Below are 17,944 nucleotides of genomic sequence, written 5' to 3' on the forward strand. Positions count from 1 at the left end.
GAACTCCTGAACGCTGAACAAGAAGCGCCCTCGGCGGCGCAGGGACCGCCGAGGGCGAGGGTCACCGGGGTAGTTAGAAGTTCACCCCCAGCCGCAGGCCGAAGGTGCGCGGCGGCGCGTAGAACTCGCCGTTGCCGTTGGTGGACAGGCCCGTGGTCGAGTTCGGCGACGAGGCGGTGCGGACGTCGTCGTTCTCGATGTTGCGGACATAGCCCTGCAGCGACCACCGGTCGTCGGCGCTGGAATAGGTCAGGCTGACGTCGCTCTTGGTGAAGCTGTCCTGCTTGTTCTGGGCGAAGCCGTGGTACTCGAGGTTCTTGCCGCTCTCGTAGTGGGTCTGGACGCGGCCGACGAGCCGAGCCCCGGATTCCATGGCCCAGGTGTGCTGGTAGCCGACGTTCAGGCTCCATTTCGGAGTCCTGGCCATCCGGCAGCCCGAGAAGTCGGTCGAGCGCGGCGCGGCCAGGGTGAAGTTGGCCTTGAAGCAGGCCGGGACCGCGGCGTTGGCGTTGTTATTGGCGAACGCGTCGCCGAGCGGCAGCACGAAGTCGGTATATTCGGCGTGCAGCCAGCCCAGGGTGGCGTCCAGGCGGTCGTTCTCGGTGACCACCAGGCTGCTCTCGAACTCGACGCCATAGACGCGGGCCTTGTCGGCGTTCAGCGTGACCGTGGCGTTCTGGCCGGCGATCACACCCACCGCCGAGACCTGGAAGTCCTTGTAGTCGTAGAGGAAGGCCGTGGCGTTCAGCTGCAGGCGGTTGGCGAAGAAGCGGTTCTTCACCCCCGCCTCGTACGAGGTGATCTTCTCCGGCTCGTAGGTGTTGGCCCCGACGCCGTCGAAATAGCCGCCGGCCTTATAGCCCGTGGCCATGTTGGCGTAGAGCATCGAGCTGTCGGTCAGGTCGAAGTCGGCGCCGATCTTCCAGTTGGTGGCGTTCCACTTGGCGTCGGCCAGGTTCTTGACCACGACCGAGGTGATGGCCCCGGCCGAGTTGGTCAGGAAGGTGCCGCCGTCGCGGGCCTTGTGGTCCTCGGTGTAGCGCAGGCCGCCGGTCACCCGGAAGCGGTCGGTGACCGCATAGGTCCCTTGGCCGAACGCGGCGATCGACTTGGCCGAAACCTCGGGCTGGATGAACGACAGGTACGAATTGGTCGCCAGGAAGACCCGGAAGTCGACGTTGTTGTCCTCGGTGAAGCGATAGAGGCCGACCACCCACTTCAGGTTCCCGGTGTCGCCGCCCAGGCGCAGTTCGTGCGACCAGGTGGTGTCCTTGCCCTTGAAGAAGTTGGGCGCGCCGGTGCTGGCGTTCTCGCCGTTACGGTCGAGGCGCGAGAAGTTGTAGCCGGTCAGATAGGTCAAGGTGCCGAAGCCGAGATCGAGGTCTGCCTGGGCGTGGGCGCCGAAGAACTTGTTGTTGCGATAGAGGTTGGTGGCGCAGTTGCAGGTCCACGGATCGCTGGTGGCCACGGCCGTGCCGTAGGTCTTGTCGCCGCCGCCGGCCCCGCCCTGGTGCAGATAGTCCGCGCCCAGGTGCAGCGTGAAGTCGTCGCTGGGCTTCCACAGCAGCTGGATGCGGGCCGACTTGTCGTCCTGGTCGTAGCGGTCGTTGCCGCCGGTGCCGGGGCCCTTGTTCAGCGCCTTGACGTAACCGTCGTGGCGCGACTGCTGGAACGCCGCGCGGACCGCGATGGTGTCGCTGACCGGCACGTTGACCATGCCCGAGGTGGTGATGGCGCCGTAATTGCCGACGTCCAGCGAGCCATTGCCCTCATAGGCGAACTTCGGCTGCTTGGTGATCACGTTGATCGCGCCCGCCGTGGCGTTCCGGCCGTACAGCGTGCCCTGCGGACCGCGCAGCACCTCGACCCGGTCGACGTCGTAGAACAGCGCCCCGACCGAGGTGGACCGGGCGATGTAGATACCGTCGATGTGGTAGGCCACCGCCGGGTCGCCGACCTCGGTGGTGTTGGTGCTGCCGATCCCCCGAAGGAAGACCACGGCCGCGCCGGAGCCGCTGGAGCTGATCTGCAGCGCCGGCACCTGGGCCGACAGGTCGACGACCGTCTTGATGCCTTGGGATTCCAGCTTGTCGCCGGTGACGGCCGAGACCGTCAGCGGCGTCTTCTGCAGATTCTCGCTACGGCGCTGGGCGGTGACGACGACTTCGTCCAGCTTCACGACATTGGCGTCCTGGGCCATGGCCATGGGCGCGTGGAAGCTCACGACCGCGAGCGCGGCCGACGCGAACAACAGACTACGCATGTCTTTCCCCTTGTCCTGCTTGGACCCCAGGCACGGCGGCGCGAGCCGGACCGTGACGACGTCCAGTCGGCGTCCGGGTGGACGCCTTGGTTGCGATTCCTCCGGGCCCCTTGTTTCGAGGCCTTCCTGACACCGTCGCCGACCGCTCGATGGCGGCTTACGACAACGTTGTCGTAATCAGACAACACGCTACGACAACGTTGTCTATGACGATTTTATTGACACCGCTGTCGGATGAAACCGATTACAGAGACGAGATATGCGTGTGAGCGACGCACGGGGGAAACATCGTTCCCACTCTTCCCGGTCGCCGAAATTCCGTTCCGATGGAAGCGCTTCCGGCCAGTCCGGATCTACTTGGCGATCAGGTCGACGGCGGGGCGGCGGAGTCCCGGTCCACCAGGTGATAGTCCAGCTGGCGGACGGCCACCCGTCCCCGGAACCGCTCGTCGCCGAAGCCCTCGATCAGCATCTCGACGGCCGCCTCGGCCATTTCGGCGGTCGGCTGATGGACGGTGGTCAGGCGCGGCCAGGCCGACTCGGCGGCCGGCGAGTCGTCGAAGCCGACCACGGAAAGGTCTCGCGGGACCGAGAGGCCGTGCTTGGCCGCGGCCGACAGCACCCCGACCGCCATCTCGTCATTGGCCGCGAAGATCGCGGTGGGCCGCTCGGGCAGGCGCAGCAGCGCCTCGGCGGCGTCGAACCCCGATAGGCTCAGGAACTGGCCCTTGGCGATCCACTCGGGGCGAGGCTCGGCGCCGCGCTCGCGCAGGGCCACGACATAGCCCTCCCGGCGGCGCGCGGCCGAGACGTGCTCGTCGGGACCGTCGATGAAGGCGATCCGGCGATGGCCCATGTCCCACAGCCGCAGGGTCTGCTCCCAAGCCGCCCGGCGGTCGTCCATGAACACGTAGGGCGAGCGCTCGAACTCCCGGTGCGGGGCGATGCGGACATAGGGCAGGCCCGCCGCCTCGATCGCGGCCAGCACCTCGGGGTCGTCGCAGGTGGGCGGGGTCAGCACCACCCCGTCGAAGCGGGCGTCGCGCAGCACGTCGGCGAAGGCCTGGACGCCGCCGACCGCCTCCGGCGGCTGCGCCTGCTCGACCACCAGGTGATAGCCGGCCCGCCGGCAGGCGCGCATCGCGCCGACCTGCACCTCGCCGACATAGTGGTAGGCGCCGACCCGCATGAAGATCACGCCGATCAGGTAGCTGCGCCGGCTGGACAGCGACCGGGCCGAGACGTTGGGGCGGTAGCCGAGCTTCTCGACCAGCTCCTGGACTCGCGCCCGGGTCAGCGCCCCGACGCCTTCCTCGCGATTGATCACCCGCGAAACGGTCTTGATCGACACCCCCGCCTGGCGGGCGATGTCGACGATCGTGACCGGGTCGCCGCGTTCATCCTGCTGCATGCAGCGACACCTAGCCGAAAGGCGATCCGCGCGCGAGACCGGTCGAACCCGATGTCCGTTCGAGAAATCGCGACCTTCGAGAAAAATGCGGGCGCGTGTCGGAAGGGCCCCGCCTCGCGCGTCCTCGGGACAACAAGAGCCGAAGGGAGATGAATGTCCCCCTTCCCCACGTCACCTTCACGCATGCCATCCTGACCGACGCCATGCCCTCGACCGGAGCCCCGCCATGAGCCCCACCATCACCGCCTTCAAAGCCTCGCCCGACCGCGGCCAGGGCTTGGCGCGCGACATGCAGGTCCGCTGGGCGCTGGAGGAAGTCGGCCAGCCGTACGACGTGCGCCTGGTCACGTTCCCCGAAATGAAGGCGCCGGCGCATATGGCGATTCATCCGTTCGGGCAGATCCCTACCTATGAGCAGGGCGATCTGGCGCTGTTCGAATCCGGCGCCATCGTGTTCCACATCGCCCAGCAAGGTCCGGGCCTGCTGCCGGACGACGCCAACGCCCGGGCGCGGGCCCTGACGTGGATGTTCGCCGCCCAGGCCACGATGCAGCCGCCGATCGTCGAGCGCGGCATGGTCTCGATCTTCGAACGCGACAAGCCCTGGTACGAGGCTCGCCTGCCGATGCTGGACCAGGCCGTCCATACCCGGCTGAGCCAGCTTTCCAACTATTTGGGCGACGCCGAATGGCTCGATGGCGAGTTCAGCGCCGGCGACCTGATGATGGTGACGGTGCTGCGCAGATTGACGCCTGCTCTGGGTCTGCTGGAGCAATATCCCAGCCTGATGGCCTATGTCGCCCGCGCCGAGGCGCGGCCCGCCTACCGGCGCGCTTTCGACGCCCAGCTGGCGGTCTTCAACGCCGCGGCCGCGGGCCAGTAACCGCCTTGGCGGCCATGGCCGCCAAGGCCAGCAGCGCCGCGGGCGCGATGGCTAGAAGCCAGACCAGGACGACGGCCGCCAACTGCAGGATGGTGACGAGCACCACCAGCGCCCTGTTCTCCGGTTTCAGGGCGTTCGGGCGTCCCGCGCGGCTAGGCATGGGCCGACATCGTCAGGCTGTGGACGGCGGCCGCGCGGATTTCGAGACCCATGACGCTCCCCGGCTTGGCGGCATGTCACCGGATCGGTGGCGACATGCCGCCCCACCCGCCTGGACGGGGTAGAGCCGGGAGGGGGCGCCGTACTGGTCGCGACGCCCCGTTCCCTTTTCGCGCCCCACCACGCGAGCCCTTCGCAAGCCGTTGCTCAGACAGCCTCCGATAAGGCCTAGTTGCCGCGCGAAGGGCGGCGGAGCAATGTCGGGCCTGTCGCAAGATATGATGACGCCGATCGGCGCGAGGTCTGCGATGCCTTGTGCGGCAAGGGGTTGGTCCGGGACGAGGAAAGCGGAATGAGCATCGAGGCCGGGTCGCCGGCGCCGCTCAAGGTGGTTCTGGTCGAGGACGACACCGCATTCCAGGAGGCGTTCCGCACCGCCCTGGCCGGCGCGGCCGACCTGGCGATGGTGGGTCTCGCGGCCACGGTCGCCGAGGCGCGCGCCCTGCTGGCCGGGCCGCCCGTCGACGTGCTGGTCGTGGACCTGGGCCTGCCCGACGGTTCGGGCGTCGACGTGATCGGCGAGGCCCACGCGCGATGGCCCGGCTGCGCGATCATGGTCGCCACCACCTTCGCCGACGAGCGTCATGTCATCGCCTCGATCGAGGCCGGGGCCAGCGGCTACCTGCTCAAGGACAGCCCCCTGCCGACCATCGCCGAGGACATTCGCGTCCTGCACGGCGGCGGCAGCCCGATCAGTCCCCGCATCGCCCGCCAGGTGCTGATGCGGTTCCGGCCCGACGAGCGGACGCCGGCCGAGGGGGATGTCGAAGGGGACGCCGAGACGGCCGGCAAGAGCGCCATCCCCAGCCTTTCCGAGCGCGAGAAGGAGACGCTGCAGCTGATCACCCGCGGCTTCTCGTTCGAGGAGATCGCCGAGCTGATGGGCGTGTCGCGCAACACGGTCCTGACCTTCGTGCGGCGCATCTACGCCAAGCTTGAGGTGCGTTCGAAGACCGAGGCCGTGTTCGAAGCGCGCGCCTATGGCCTCCTCTAGAGGCGGGGCTCCCGGGCGCTCCGTCACAGCCCGTCCCTGGTTCCCGTGGGCGGCCTGGGCTGTCGCGGCGATCGTCGTCCTTGGCCTGGCATTCGCCGTCCAGTGGCGAGCGAGCGGCGAGCGGCTCACCGCCGCGCGGCTGACCTTCATCGACACCGTGGGCTACCAGTCGCCGCCGGCGGTCAGCCCGCGCGGCGTGGACGGGAGCGGAAGGGCCGTGACGCTTCCGTACGCGCCGCAACCGGAATGGGAGCCCAGCGTCGACGCCTCGCCCCAGCGCATCGCCACCCGGGCCACCTGGTACGCCCTGGCGGTCCCGCCGTTGCCTGACGACGGCCGCCAGCTCTATGTCTATATCCCGCGCTGGAAGTCGGACGGCTCGCTGGCGATCTACGCAGATGGCCGACTGGTCCACCAGTCGCACGCCAATCTGCAATGGAACGGCTCCAACCAGCCGATCTGGTTCGCCCTGCCGCGCACCGACGCCTCGCATCCGCCCCGGACGCTGGACATCCGGTTGCAGCACGTGCGCGGCATCGGCGGCGCGTTCTCGTCGGTCTGGATCGGCAACTACCGGCAGCTGGCCCCGCGCTACTACACGCGGGAGATCTTCCAGGTCGGGTTGCCGGCCTTTTCGGTGATCGCCTTCCTGGCGACCGGGGTCTTCGCCCTGTTCGTCTGGTTCAGCCGGCGGGACGAGCCGATCTACGCGCTGTTCTTCCTGATGTCGGCGGCCTGCTTCCTGCGGATGCTGCACACCTTCGTCGGCGTCCATCCGCTGATCGTCTCCGATGCTTGGTTCGGCTGGATCACGGTCAATTCGCTGTTCTGGATGGGCGTGACGCTGCATCTGTTCATGGTCCAGCTCCATCGCACGCGCCATCCGGCGCTGACACGAGTGCTCCTGGCCAACACCCTGGCGTGGACGATCGCCACCTTGCCGGGCCTGCTGGATCCCACCCTGATCGCGGCGCCGATCTACATCAACGTCCTCGTCCTGGGGATGGTCGTGGCGCTGAACGGCCTACGCCATTCGCTCAAGGCGGGGTCGCGTTTCGCTCTGTGGCTGGCGATCTGGTCTCTCGTCACCGTGGTGATCGGCGTCTACGACCTGGCCCTGCAGCAGAACCTGGTGAACATCGAGAGCGTGTTCCTGACCAACTTCACCGGTGTCGGGCTCACGCTGCTCTGCTGGTACATCATGTTCCGCCGTTATGTGGAGGCGCTGGAGACGGCGACGCGGGCCAAGGCCGACCTGGCCCGCCGCCTGGCCCAACGCGAGGCCGAGCTGACCGCCAGCCACGCCCGGCTGCGCGAGGTCGAAGGCCGCGAGCTGCTGAACCAGGAACGCCAACGCCTGATGCAGGACATGCACGACGGCCTGGGCTCGACCCTGGTCGGCGCCCTGCGGGCCTTCGAGAGCGACCGCGCCGCCGATCTGGACGCCGTCGGCATCCTGCGCGGCTGCATCGACGATCTGAAGCTGACGATCGACTCGATGGAGCCCGTCGAGACCGACCTGCTGCTGTTGTTGGCCACCCTGCGCTTCCGCCTGCAGCCCCGGCTGGAGGCCGCCGGCGTCAAGCTGGTCTGGGACGCCGGCGAGGCGCCGCCGCTGGCCTGGCTGGACCAGCGTCACGCCCTGCACATCCTGCGGATCCTGCAGGAGGCGATCGCCAACATCCTCAAGCACGCCGGGGCCCGCGAGGTCACGGTCGCTGTGCGCCATGAGGGCGAGCGGGTGCTGGTGCGGGTGCGCGACGACGGCCGGGGCTTCGATCCGACCTTGCCATCGCGCGGGCGGGGCCTGGCCAACCAGCGCCGCCGCGCCGAAGCGATCGGCGCGATCCTGGCCTGGGAGCCGTCCAGCCGCGGCAGCAGTCTGGCCCTGGCCCTGCCGGTCGAGAAGCCGCCGAGGCCCGTCTCCTAGCGTCCGGCGTCCCTTAAGCGTCCGGGACGCTCCCGTTCTGATTGACCCGGCCGCCGCCGCGCCCTACTCACGCCGGGTCATGCGCACCCGCCTTGGACAGTTCCGAGCCCTGCTCGCCGCGATCGCGGCGATGCTGGCCGTGTGCGTCCAGGTGCTGGCCCCCAGCGCGGCCATGGCCCACGACCTGCGCGAAAGCGGCTCGGCGATCGTCATCTGCTCGGCCGACGGCGCCAAGGCCGTGCTGGTCGGCGAGGATGGCGCGATCCGCACGGCGCCAGCCAAGGGCTTCATGGGGCTGAAATGCTCCAACTGCGTCGGCGCGACCCTGGCCGTCACCCTGGACGCACCGGCGCCGGCCGTCGCGCCGGTCCAGTATGCCGAATTCATCGAGACGCCTGTCGAACGCGTGCTCGGCGTGCGTGGCCACGCCCGCGCCCCGCCGCGTCCGCCCAGCCAGGGCCCGCCCCTCTTCCTGAACGCCTGACCTTTTGCCGCCGCGCCGCGTTGATGACGCCGCGTGCCCCGTCACGTTCCAGGATCGTCCGCTTCCATGTCGCTTATCCTTCGCCGCGCCCTGCTGGGCGCCGCCGCGTTCGCCGCCGTTGCTCCCGCCGCGCACGCCAGCGCCACCCCCGCCCTCGTCAACGACGACGACGCCAAGGTTTCGTCGGTCATCGTCACGGCCCGTCCCGATCCCGAGGACCCGCCGGTCGTCGCGGCCGCGCGCAAGCGCCTGTCGGAGACCCCCGGCGGGGTGTCGGTGATCTCGCAGGAATCCTACATCAACCGCCAGGCCCTGGCCCTCGACGACATGCTGCGCGACGCCCCTGGCGTCTACGCCCAGCGCAAGTGGGGCGGCGACATCCGGATCTCGATCCGCGGCTCGGGCATCGGCAACGCCAGCCACAATCGCGGCCTGCTGCTGGCCCAGGACGGCGTGCCGCTGAACGAGGCCGACGGCTATGGCGACAGCCAGGTCGCCGACCCGCTGAACACCCGGTACGCCGAGGTCTATCGCGGCGGCAACGCCCTGCGCTTCGGCGGCGCCCTGCTGGGCGGGGCGATCAACATGATTACGCCGACTGGCAAGGACGCCGGCTTCGCGAACCAGGTCCGCCTCGACGGCGGCTCCTACGGCCTGGCCCGCGAGCACGTCGCCGTGGCGCGCCAGGTCGGTGACTGGGACGTCTTCATCGCCGCCACCAACCAGACCAGCCAGGGCTGGCGCTCGCAGAGCCAGCAGAACATTCAGTTCGGCAGCCTCAACATCGGCCGTTCGCTTGGCGAAGACCGCGAGGTCCGGTTCATCGTCAACGGCTCGAACATCAACCAGGAGATCCCTGGCTCCCTGACCCTGGCCCAGTTCGAGGCCAATCCGCGCCAGTCGGCCGCCAGCGCCCTGGCCAACGACCAAGGCCGCAACCAGCGCGGCGTGCGCGGCTCGCTAGGGACCACCTGGCGCCTGAACGACCAGCTCGTATTCCAGGGCGCGGTCTATGCGGTGTGGAAGGACCTCGATCATCCGATCTTCCAGGTCGTCGACCAGCAGAGCCGCAACTACGGCGCCTTCGGCCGGTTCGACTGGGACGGCCAGATCGGGGGCAAGCGGGCCGACGCCTTCTTCGGCGCCTGGTACCGGACCGGCGACATGGACTCCAACTTCTACGTCAACAATCGCGGGGCGCGCGGCGCGGCGACCTCGCGCACCCTGCAGAACGCCAAGGCCGTCGACGTCTTCGGCGAGGGCCGGCTGTTCGTCACCGACCAGGTGGCGGTCGTGGCCGGCGCGACCTGGGGCCAGGCCGAGCGCGACTACACGAGCTTCGCGGTCCCGGGCCAGTCGACGACCTTCGACCTGAAGGCCGGCAAGACCTACAACTGGGTCTCGCCGCGCGTCGGCCTGCTCTGGCAGGACGGGGCCGGCGACCAGCTCTTCGCCAACCTGACCCGCTCGGTCGAGCCGCCGAACTTCAGCTCCATGACCCCGACCAATACCGGCTTCACGCCCGTTCGCGCCCAGAAGGCCTGGACCGGCGAGGTCGGCGCGCGCGGCCATCGGGGCCCCTTCACCTACGACCTGACGCTCTACCGCGCCGAGCTGAAGGGCGAGATGCTGCAGTACGCGGTGACCTCGTCGGTCCCGGCCGCGACCTTCAACGCGGGCAAGACCGTCCACCAGGGGATCGAGGCGGCGCTGGACTGGTCGCCGGCCAAGCGTTGGCGCTGGCGCCAGACCTGGACCTGGTCGGACTTCCGCTTCAAGGACGACGTCCAGTTCGGCGACAACCGCCTGCCGATCGTGCCCAAGAGCTTCTACCGCTCGGAAGTCCGCTACGACGATCCGCGCGGCTGGTTCCTGGCCCCATCGATCGAATGGTCGGCGACCGACCAGTGGATCGACTACAACAACACCAGGAAGGCCCTGAGCTACGCGATCCTGAACCTGAATGCCGGCTGGAAGGTCAGCGACCAGGTCTCGGTGTTCGTCGACGCCCGGAACCTGACCGACAAGGCCTATGTCTCCAACACCCAGGCCACGATCGCCTGGGCGCCAGCCACCGCCACGCTCTGGCCCGGCGACGGGCGCTCGGTGTTCGGCGGCCTCACCGTGACCTTCTGAGGGAGAACCAGATGAAAGCCCCGCCAATCGCCGCCTGCGCCCTCGCTGCCGTCGCGGTCCTGCTCGCCGCCGCCCCCGTTCGGGCCGCCGACGCCAAGCTCGGCGCCGTGACCGTCCTCCAGCCTTGGAGCCGCCCGGCCCAGGCGGGCATGAACGGGGTGGGCTTCCTGACCATCGCCAACGCCGGCAAGACTCCGGTGACCCTGAAGGGCGCGCAGAGCCCGGCGGCCGGCAAGATCGAGATCCACCAGTCGGCCATGGCGGACGGGGTGATGACCATGCGCCGCCAGGACGCCGGCGTGGTGATCCCGCCCGGCGGCGAGGTCGCCTTCGCGCCCGGCGGCTATCACTTCATGCTGCTGGGCCTGAAGCGGGCGCAAGGGCCGGGGCAAAAAGTTCCGGTAACACTGCTCTTCGACAAGGGCCGGAAACTCCAGGTCGAGCTGACCGTCCAGCTGGCCCCGCCGCCCGCCGCGCGGGCCATGCCGGAGCACGCGCACTGACGCCGGGCTCCAAAAAATGGGGTACATGAACTTTTTTTAAGGGAGCAAATTTTTCACGCCGTTGCAGATTGCCGCCAGCTCACACCAACGGACGCGATTTCCATGAAAAGAGTTTGGTTCGGCGCAGCGGCTGTCGCCGCCCTGTCGATGTCTGCCTTCGGGGCGCAAGCCCACGAACAACATCCCTGCATCGACGACGCCTGCGTCATGCAATCTCTGCTGCCGGCCCTCGCCGAAGGCGCGGCCGCCGGCGACGTGACGTCGCTGGAATCGCCGCGCTACGGGACCTGGGGCTTCGACCTCTCGGGCATGGACACCTCGGTGAAGCCGGGCGACGACTTCTACAAGTTCGCCAACGGCGCCTGGGACGCCAAGACCACCATCCCGTCGGACCGCGTCCGCTACGGCAATTTCGACAAGCTGGCCGAGCTGTCGGAAGCCCGCACCAAGGCGATCATCGAAGGCGCCGCCGCCGACAAGGCCGCGACCGGCGAGAAGGCCAAGATCGGCGCCGCTTATCGCGCCTTCATGGACGAGGCCGCGATCGAGAAGCTGGACGCCAAGCCGATCCAGCCGTGGCTGGACGGCGTCAGGAAGGTCAAGACCAAGGACGAGTTCACCGCCCTGATGGGCAAGAGCTCGGTCACGCCCTACACCACCCTGATCGGCCTGGGCATCTCGACCGACGCCAAGAACCCCAAGGCCTATGCCGTCTACGCCTCGACCGGCGGCCTCAGCCTGCCCGACCGCGACTACTATCTGGACGCCAAGTTCGCCGACAAGAAGACGGCCTATCTGGCCTATGTCGAGAAGATGCTGACCCTGGGCGGCTGGGAAAAGCCGGCCGAGAACGCCAAGGCCATCGTCGACTTCGAGACCAAGCTGGCCGAGGCCACCTGGACCCGCGTCGAGCGCCGCAACCGCGACAAGACCTACAACCCGGCCACCCTGGCCGAGCTGCAGGCCATGACCCCGGGCTACGACTGGAACAAGTACCTGGTCGGCACCGAACTGCCGAAGATCGACCGCGTCGTCGTCACGACCAACACCTCGTTCCCGAAGTTCGCCAAGATCTACGCCGACACCCCGCTGGAGACCCTGAAGGCCTGGCAGGCGTTCAAGGTGATCGACGGCGGCGCCGGCCTGCTGTCCAAGCGCTTCGTCGACGCCAACTTCGAGTTCCGCAACAAGACCCTGTCGGGCCAGCCCGAGCAGCGCCCGCGCTGGAAGCGGGCCGTGGCCTCGGTCAACGGCACCCTGGGCGAGGCGGTCGGCAAGGAATATGTCGCCGCCTACTTCCCGCCGGAGTCCAAGGCCAAGATGGTCGCCCTGGTCGGCGACATCCGCACGGTGCTGAAGACCCGCATCGACAACCTCGACTGGATGGGCGCCGACACCAAGGTCAAGGCCCAGGAGAAGCTGGCCAAGTTCACCGTCAAGATCGGCTATCCCGACAAGTGGCGTGACTACAGCAAGCTGGAGATCAAGGAAGGCGACGCCTACGGCAACGCCATGCGCGCCGGCGCCTGGGACTACCGCTACGACGTCGAGCGCCTGAACAAGCCGGTCGACAAGACCGAGTGGGGCATGACCCCGCAGACGGTCAACGCCTACTACAACTCGGTCAACAACGAGATCGTGTTCCCGGCCGCCATCCTGCAGGCGCCGTTCTTCCACCCCGACGCCGACCCGGCCGTCAACTACGGCGGCATCGGCGGCGTGATCGGCCACGAGATCGGCCACGGCTTCGACGACCAGGGCCGCAAGTCCGACGGCGACGGCGTGCTGCGCGACTGGTGGACGGCCGAAGACGCCGCCAAGTTCAACGCCCAGGCCGCCAAGCTGGGCGCCCAGTACTCGGCGTTCGAGCCCTTCCCGGGCGTGCACGTCAACGGCGGCCTGACCATGGGCGAGAACATCGGCGACATGGGCGGCCTGGCCTTCGGCCTCGACGCCTACCACGTCTCGCTGAAGGGCAAGCCCTCGCCGGTCCTGGACGGCTTCACCGGCGACCAGCGCGTCTATCTCGGCTGGGCCCAGGTCTGGCGCCAGAAGACCCGCGACGACGCCCTGAAGCAGCAGATCGCCAGCGACCCGCACTCGCCGGCGCTCTATCGCGTCAACGGCACCATCCGCAATCAGCCGGGCTGGTACGCCGCCTTCGACATCAAGCCGGGCGACAAGCTGTACGTCGCGCCGGAAGATCGCGTGAAGATCTGGTAGCTCGCGCTATCGGATCGAAGACAGGAGGGCCGCCGGGCGACCGGCGGCCCTTTTGCTGGGCGGCGACTTTCCGGACTGGGCGGACATCGCTTCCCTGATCCCATTCAGCAGAGGTTCACCCCAGGCTTGGCCATCTGCGAGCTAACGGCCAATCCAATTGGGCTGATGGGGGAAGACGATGAACATCACGCGGCGCGGACACCTCCATGCGCTGACAGCGACGCTTGGCCTAGCTCTGGCCCGGCCAGCGCTCGCGGCGAACGACGCCTTCCCTGGAACCTGGACGGGGGTCCTCGACGTGGGAGCGCAGCTGACCTTGCGCCTCGTCATCGATCCCGACGGCGTTGGCCTGATCAGCGTCGATCAAGGCAGCGGGCGGATTCCGGGAACCGAGGTTGTCTTGGACGACCGCCGTATCCGCGTGGTCTTCAAGGCCATAGGCGCGACTTTCGAGGGCGCGTTGACGGACGAACGCCACATCGACGGCGTCTTCACGCAAGGCGGCGCTCACGAGATTCGCTTTACACGCGGCTTGGTCGCGGAGGCCGCGCCGGAGCCGGCTCGGCTTCCTCTGACGCCCGATCGGCTGGAACAAACGCGGGCGGCCGCTGGCGCGCCGGCCATCGGCGCGGCGTGGTCCAGCGTGAAAGGTTCGGCCACCCTTGTCGCGGGCCTGCGCTCCACCCAGGCCTCGATCACCGTGAAGCCCAAGGACCAGTGGCACTGGGGCTCGATCACCAAGTCGATGACCGCCACCCTGTGCGCCCGCCTGGCGGAGGCGGGCGGCATCGGTTGGGACACGACCATCGGCCAGGTGCTCGACGGACCTGACTATCAGACGCCCGCCGCTTTTCGCGACGCCACCCTTCTGCATCTTCTCAGCCATCGCGCGGGCCTCCAGCCCAACGTCATCGGCATGGAATTCAGCTCTCTTCTCCTTGGCGACCCTCGCGCGGATCGACTGAAGTTCGCCCGCGCGGCGCTGGCCCTCAAGCCGGCCGCGGCTTTGGGGGCCCGGATGATCTACAGCAACAACGGCTACGTCATCGCCGGGGCCATGCTGGAGAAGGTTACGGGACGGCCGTGGGAAGCCCTGATCCAGGCGGAGGTCTTCGCGCCTCTTGGCGTCAAGCACGCGGGACAAGGGCCGCCGGGTTCGGCCCGCCGTATCGACCAGCCTTTTGGGCACACCATGACGGCCGGCAAGCTGATCCCGGATCCGCCCGGCCAGCCAGGCAGCGACAACCCCGTGGCCATAGGTCCCGCGGGACGCGTTCACATGCCGCTGGCGGACATGCTCACCTACCTTAGGGCCCACCGCGACCGTCCCGCCCGTTTCCTGAAGCCGGAAACCTGGACCAGGCTGCACACGCCGGCTTTCGGCGACGCCTATGCGCTGGGCTGGCTCGTCCGCAAGGACGGCGGTCTCTGGCACAATGGCTCCAACACCATGTGGTACGGCGAAGTCCTGGTCGATCCGAAGACCGGCGTCGTCTGCGCCGCATGCGCCAACGACGCGTCGGCCGGTGCGAAGAAGGCGGTGGCGGAGGTGCTCATGGCAGCGAGAGCAGCGGCCTTGGGCTGAGGAGGTCGGGCCTATCTACGAGGGTTGAGGGACGAGCCCGATCTGCTGGAGGATCGACAGCATGTCGGGAAGGCCTCGCTCCTCGACGATCTTTCCGCCCGAGAGTTTGTAGAATGCCATGCTTGTGACCTGGAAGGCCTTGCCGGTCGGCGGCGCGCCCATGAATGAGCCGTCGTTCGTGCCGCTCATGCCGAAGCGGGCGGCGATCTTGTCGCCCTCGGCCACCGCTTCTTCCAGCACCCACCGCACATCCGAAAAAGCGCTCCGGAGCATCGCCAAGAGTTCTAGATAGCCATCGGGACCCGACAACGGAGCCGGCGTGCCTGGCGCGTGGAAGATGGCGTCTGTCGAAACAAGCTCCGGCGCCAGTTTCGGGTCGCCCGAATTTATGAAGTCGGTGAAGCGGCGGATGAATTCGTGGGCGGCGTCTGACGACATTTCGAACCTCTGCATGGGCGGCTCGCTCACCGGCGGCGGCGCTCATGCGTGTAATCGAAAACCAACGACCGAATAATGGTAGCATCGGGCCCACAGTAGAAACGTAGAGTTTCCAATGGATCGACTAGCGGCGATGAAGGTGTTCATCCGGGCGGTAGAGCTCAGATCGTTCAGCGCCGCGGCCCAGGCGTTGCGGACTTCGCCGCAGTTGGTCGGCAAACAGGTCGGCCAATTGGAAGCCCACCTCGGGGTGCAACTTCTTCACCGGACGACGCGTCGTCAGAGCCTGACGGATTTCGGACGCGTCTTTTATGACCGGGCCAAGGTCATCCTGGCTGACGTCGAGGCGGCGGAAAGCTTGGCCGCCGAAGCCCTGGCGACACCCACGGGTAGGCTTCGGGTCAACGCGCCGGTCAGCTTTGGCATGCATTCGCTGGCGCCCCGGTTACCTGAATTCCTCCGGGATCACCCGCAGGTGACCGTCGATCTGACGCTCGGTAACCGCGCCGTGGACCTGGTCGATGAGGGCTATGACGTACTCTTCCGTGTCGGCGAGTTGGCCGACAGCCGCCTGGTCGGGCGCGCTCTGGCGCCCTATCGGCTCGTCCTGTGCGCGGCGCCCGCCTATCTCGCCGAAGCGCCGCCGCTTCTGACGCCCCGGGACCTCCAGCAACACGAATGTCTTGGCTTCGCGCATACAGAGCTCCGGACCCATTGGACTTTTGACGGCCCGGAAGGGCGCACCGTCGTGCCGGTGACGAGTCGTCTGATGGTCGATCATGGGGAACCGCTGCTGCACGCGGCGCTCGCGGGCCTCGGCATCCTGCTGCAACCGGACGAACTCCTGCGCCCGGCTTTGGAGGACGGCAGGCTGATCGAAATCTTGCCCGACTACACCGTGCCCACGCGGCCACTACACATCCTGTACGCACCCGACCGCCGCATGACTCCCAAGCTCCGTAGCTTCATCGACTTCGCCGTTCTGGCGTTTGGCTGATCGCCCGACGACAGACTTCAGGGTTTCGCGATAGCGGCGCCGACTTCCTACCCCGCTCCTGCGCGCTCGACATTTGTCCGAGGTCGCGCGGCATCCCCCCGCTAATCGGACAGCAACGCGCTGTGCGCCGTCCAAAATCTCTCCGCCGCCCCGACGAGATTCTGCCGGCAGATCTCGGCGATCTCCCACAGATCGGCGCCGCGGGGGCCAGGGCCGATCCGAAGCACGTCGGCGGCGCTGCCCTCGAAGGCGTCGCGGGCCGCGGTGAGATCGAGGGCGCGGATGTAGAGGGTCGCGCCCGGCCAGCGTTCGATCGGCATTTCCAGGAACTTGTTCACGGTCGTGTCGCGGTGGGTGCGCTGAGAGAAGATCGCGGCCGGCAGTCCGTCCTCGTTTCGCAACTGGATGGCCGCCTCCATCGTCGAGAGGCCGTCGAGCATCGCCCTGAAGGCGTCGCCGATCGCCCTGACGAGGTCGTCGCGTTCCCTTTGCTTCTCGCGGCGAAGGGCGTCGATCTGCCGGTTGGTCATGACGATGGTGGCGACGATCGCCCCCACGGTGCCCACCGCCTGCGCCCAGGCCGCGACGTCGCTGCTCTTCATGCCCCAGATGATCGCGAGGCTGGCCGCGCAGGCGACGCCGACAAGCAGTACGACGAACGTCAGGAGGATCTCACGATGGCGCGTCATGCGGCCCAGCTTCGCACAACCGGCGGAGGCGTCCAGTCACCCGCCGTCAACGCCACCGCCTTGCCTTTCCCCCGGCCATGAAAGAGTCTGCCGGTTCGGCCGCCGCACGGTTCGCCGGGTCTTCCTGAGGTGACTGCGACTTGGCTCCCGGCGGCTTTCGCTTCGAACGGTTCACCCTCGATCTCGCCGATCGCCGGCTGACCCGCGACGGCGCCCCCGTCGCCCTGAACGCCCGCTATTTCGACGCCCTGGCGCTGTTGGTGCGCGAGCACGGCAAGCTGGTCACCAAGGATCGGTTCCTGGATGAGGTCTGGGGCGGTGTTCCGGTCACCGACGAAGCCCTGACCCAATGCGTCCGTACGCTGCGCAAGGCGCTGGACGATGACGCCGGGGCCCCGCGCTTCATTCAGACCGTTCCCAAGCACGGCTACCGGTTCATCGCGCCGATCGCCGGAGGCGACGCCGCGCCCGACGCCACGCCGCTCTCCACACCTGGGGGCTGGCGGAGCGTCCTGACCCTGGGCGCGGCCGGGACGCTGGGCGCCTGCGTGGCCGGCGCGTTGGGCGGGCTGTTCTACGGCTTCGTCGGCGCGGTCCAGCCCGGAGCCAGCGCCGTCTCGGCCCTGCTGGTGCTGCTGTGCCTGACCGTCGCCATCGCCCTGGTCGGCGGGGCCGGAGTCGCCTTCGGCATCGCCGCCGGCGAGGCCCTGCCCGGCCGTCCCTGGTGGCGCGGCCCGCTGGGCGGCGCGGTTGGCGGACTGGTGGTCGGGGCGGTCGTCAAGCTGCTGGGCCTGGACGCCTTCACCCTGCTGTTCGGCCGGGCGCCGGGCGAGATCACCGGCGGCCTCGAGGGCGCGGCCCTAGGTTGCGCGGTCGGGCTGGGCGCCTGGCTCGCCGGCCGCGCGGCCGGCGGGCTTCCACGCCAGATCGCCTTGGCCGGCCTGGCGGGCGGCGGCGGCGGCCTGGTCATCACGCTGCTGGGCGGACGCCTGCTGGGCGGCAGCCTCGACCTGCTGGCCCGCAGCTTTCCCGACTCGCGCCTGCGCCTGGGCGGCCTGTTCGGCGAGCCCGGCTTCGGACCGCTCACCCAGGCCCTGACCGGCGCGGTCGAGGGCGCCCTGTTCGCCAGCGGCCTGGTCGGGGCCATGCTGCTGGCCCGGCGCTGGGGCGAGAACCGCCGCGTCTAGCG

At 68.5% G+C, this 17,944-nt stretch carries 15 protein-coding genes; 10 read left to right on the forward strand and 5 right to left on the reverse strand.

Annotation, left to right across the window (positions count from 1 at the left end; genetic code table 11):
* Positions 1 to 73 precede the first annotated feature (73 nt).
* On the reverse strand, positions 74 to 2,263 hold the full coding sequence (locus ASC70_RS19190) for a TonB-dependent receptor (RefSeq protein ID WP_056053328.1): 2,190 nt from the start codon (positions 2,261 to 2,263) through the stop codon (positions 74 to 76).
* 364 nt (positions 2,264 to 2,627) lie between these two features.
* The gene (locus tag ASC70_RS19195; RefSeq protein ID WP_056053330.1) at positions 2,628 to 3,674 is read right to left on the reverse strand and encodes a LacI family DNA-binding transcriptional regulator; all 1,047 of its coding nucleotides are present in this window, start codon (positions 3,672 to 3,674) and stop codon (positions 2,628 to 2,630) included.
* Between the two features lie 226 nt (positions 3,675 to 3,900).
* Between ASC70_RS19195 and ASC70_RS19200 the strand changes: the two genes are divergently transcribed.
* Positions 3,901 to 4,557: a glutathione S-transferase family protein gene (locus tag ASC70_RS19200; protein WP_056053334.1), complete on the forward strand. Its 657-nt coding sequence runs from the start codon at positions 3,901 to 3,903 to the stop codon at positions 4,555 to 4,557.
* Here the strand turns inward: ASC70_RS19200 and ASC70_RS19205 are convergent.
* Entirely contained in the window at positions 4,532 to 4,717 is a 186-nt protein-coding gene (locus ASC70_RS19205) for a hypothetical protein (RefSeq protein ID WP_056053337.1), read from the reverse strand. The two genes, ASC70_RS19200 and ASC70_RS19205, sit on opposite strands and share 26 nt — an antisense overlap.
* 351 nt (positions 4,718 to 5,068) lie before the next feature.
* On the opposite strand from ASC70_RS19205, the gene ASC70_RS19210 reads away from it, so the two are divergent.
* From ASC70_RS19210 to ASC70_RS19240, 7 genes are all read left to right on the forward strand, one after another.
* Complete coding sequence (locus tag ASC70_RS19210; protein ID WP_056053340.1) at positions 5,069 to 5,770, forward strand: response regulator transcription factor; 702 nt, start codon at positions 5,069 to 5,071, stop codon at positions 5,768 to 5,770.
* A complete protein-coding gene (locus tag ASC70_RS19215; RefSeq protein ID WP_056053343.1) occupies positions 5,757 to 7,700 on the forward strand; it encodes an ATP-binding protein in 1,944 nt (647 codons plus the stop codon). The genes ASC70_RS19210 and ASC70_RS19215 overlap by 14 nt, the downstream gene beginning before the upstream one ends.
* Before the next feature lie 79 nt (positions 7,701 to 7,779).
* Complete coding sequence (locus tag ASC70_RS19220) at positions 7,780 to 8,184, forward strand: DUF2946 family protein (RefSeq protein WP_056053347.1); 405 nt, start codon at positions 7,780 to 7,782, stop codon at positions 8,182 to 8,184.
* A 66-nt stretch (positions 8,185 to 8,250) separates the two neighbouring features.
* Positions 8,251 to 10,320, forward strand: coding sequence for a TonB-dependent receptor domain-containing protein (locus tag ASC70_RS19225; RefSeq protein ID WP_082539543.1), 2,070 nt, complete (start codon positions 8,251 to 8,253; stop codon positions 10,318 to 10,320).
* Between the two features lie 11 nt (positions 10,321 to 10,331).
* A complete protein-coding gene (locus ASC70_RS19230; protein WP_047406750.1) occupies positions 10,332 to 10,823 on the forward strand; it encodes a copper chaperone PCu(A)C in 492 nt (163 codons plus the stop codon).
* A gap of 102 nt (positions 10,824 to 10,925) precedes the next feature.
* On the forward strand, positions 10,926 to 13,046 hold the full coding sequence (locus tag ASC70_RS19235) for a M13 family metallopeptidase (RefSeq protein WP_056053354.1): 2,121 nt from the start codon (positions 10,926 to 10,928) through the stop codon (positions 13,044 to 13,046).
* A gap of 316 nt (positions 13,047 to 13,362) precedes the next feature.
* Complete coding sequence (locus ASC70_RS19240; RefSeq protein WP_235519455.1) at positions 13,363 to 14,631, forward strand: serine hydrolase; 1,269 nt, start codon at positions 13,363 to 13,365, stop codon at positions 14,629 to 14,631.
* A 15-nt stretch (positions 14,632 to 14,646) separates the two neighbouring features.
* Here the strand turns inward: ASC70_RS19240 and ASC70_RS19245 are convergent, their stop codons facing one another.
* Entirely contained in the window at positions 14,647 to 15,069 is a 423-nt protein-coding gene (locus ASC70_RS19245; RefSeq protein ID WP_056053709.1) for an ester cyclase, read from the reverse strand.
* Between the two features lie 115 nt (positions 15,070 to 15,184).
* On the opposite strand from ASC70_RS19245, the gene ASC70_RS19250 reads away from it, so the two are divergent.
* Positions 15,185 to 16,066 (forward strand): LysR family transcriptional regulator, encoded by an 882-nt coding sequence (locus ASC70_RS19250; protein ID WP_056053359.1) that lies wholly within the window; start codon positions 15,185 to 15,187, stop codon positions 16,064 to 16,066.
* Between the two features lie 101 nt (positions 16,067 to 16,167).
* Here ASC70_RS19250 and ASC70_RS19255 read toward each other — a convergent pair whose 3' ends face one another.
* Complete coding sequence (locus tag ASC70_RS19255) at positions 16,168 to 16,755, reverse strand: hypothetical protein (protein WP_056053361.1); 588 nt, start codon at positions 16,753 to 16,755, stop codon at positions 16,168 to 16,170.
* A 140-nt stretch (positions 16,756 to 16,895) separates the two neighbouring features.
* Between ASC70_RS19255 and ASC70_RS19260 the strand changes: the two genes are divergently transcribed.
* Positions 16,896 to 17,942 carry a transcriptional regulator gene (locus tag ASC70_RS19260; protein WP_156396265.1) on the forward strand — a complete coding sequence of 349 codons (1,047 nt, stop codon included), beginning with the start codon at positions 16,896 to 16,898 and terminating at the stop codon, positions 17,940 to 17,942.
* Positions 17,943 to 17,944 lie beyond the last annotated feature (2 nt).

Source organism: Caulobacter sp. Root343, from assembly GCF_001425745.1.
In the GTDB taxonomy this organism is placed as follows: Bacteria; Pseudomonadota; Alphaproteobacteria; order Caulobacterales; family Caulobacteraceae; genus Caulobacter.

Bases quoted from the DNA above. Each gene is read 5' to 3' on its own strand.
- ASC70_RS19250 (WP_056053359.1), top strand. From the start codon at position 15,185: ATGGATCGACTAGCGGCGATGAAGGTGTTCATCCGGGCGGTAGAGCTC.
- ASC70_RS19190 (WP_056053328.1), bottom strand. From the start codon at position 2,263: ATGCGTAGTCTGTTGTTCGCGTCGGCCGCGCTCGCGGTCGTGAGCTTC.
- ASC70_RS19195 (WP_056053330.1), bottom strand. From the start codon at position 3,674: ATGCAGCAGGATGAACGCGGCGACCCGGTCACGATCGTCGACATCGCC.
- ASC70_RS19225 (WP_082539543.1), top strand. From the start codon at position 8,251: ATGTCGCTTATCCTTCGCCGCGCCCTGCTGGGCGCCGCCGCGTTCGCC.
- ASC70_RS19230 (WP_047406750.1), top strand. From the start codon at position 10,332: ATGAAAGCCCCGCCAATCGCCGCCTGCGCCCTCGCTGCCGTCGCGGTC.
- ASC70_RS19200 (WP_056053334.1), top strand. From the start codon at position 3,901: ATGAGCCCCACCATCACCGCCTTCAAAGCCTCGCCCGACCGCGGCCAG.
- ASC70_RS19255 (WP_056053361.1), bottom strand. From the start codon at position 16,755: ATGACGCGCCATCGTGAGATCCTCCTGACGTTCGTCGTACTGCTTGTC.
- ASC70_RS19220 (WP_056053347.1), top strand. From the start codon at position 7,780: ATGCGCACCCGCCTTGGACAGTTCCGAGCCCTGCTCGCCGCGATCGCG.
- ASC70_RS19210 (WP_056053340.1), top strand. From the start codon at position 5,069: ATGAGCATCGAGGCCGGGTCGCCGGCGCCGCTCAAGGTGGTTCTGGTC.
- ASC70_RS19215 (WP_056053343.1), top strand. From the start codon at position 5,757: ATGGCCTCCTCTAGAGGCGGGGCTCCCGGGCGCTCCGTCACAGCCCGT.
- ASC70_RS19245 (WP_056053709.1), bottom strand. From the start codon at position 15,069: ATGTCGTCAGACGCCGCCCACGAATTCATCCGCCGCTTCACCGACTTC.
- ASC70_RS19205 (WP_056053337.1), bottom strand. From the start codon at position 4,717: ATGCCTAGCCGCGCGGGACGCCCGAACGCCCTGAAACCGGAGAACAGG.
- ASC70_RS19235 (WP_056053354.1), top strand. From the start codon at position 10,926: ATGAAAAGAGTTTGGTTCGGCGCAGCGGCTGTCGCCGCCCTGTCGATG.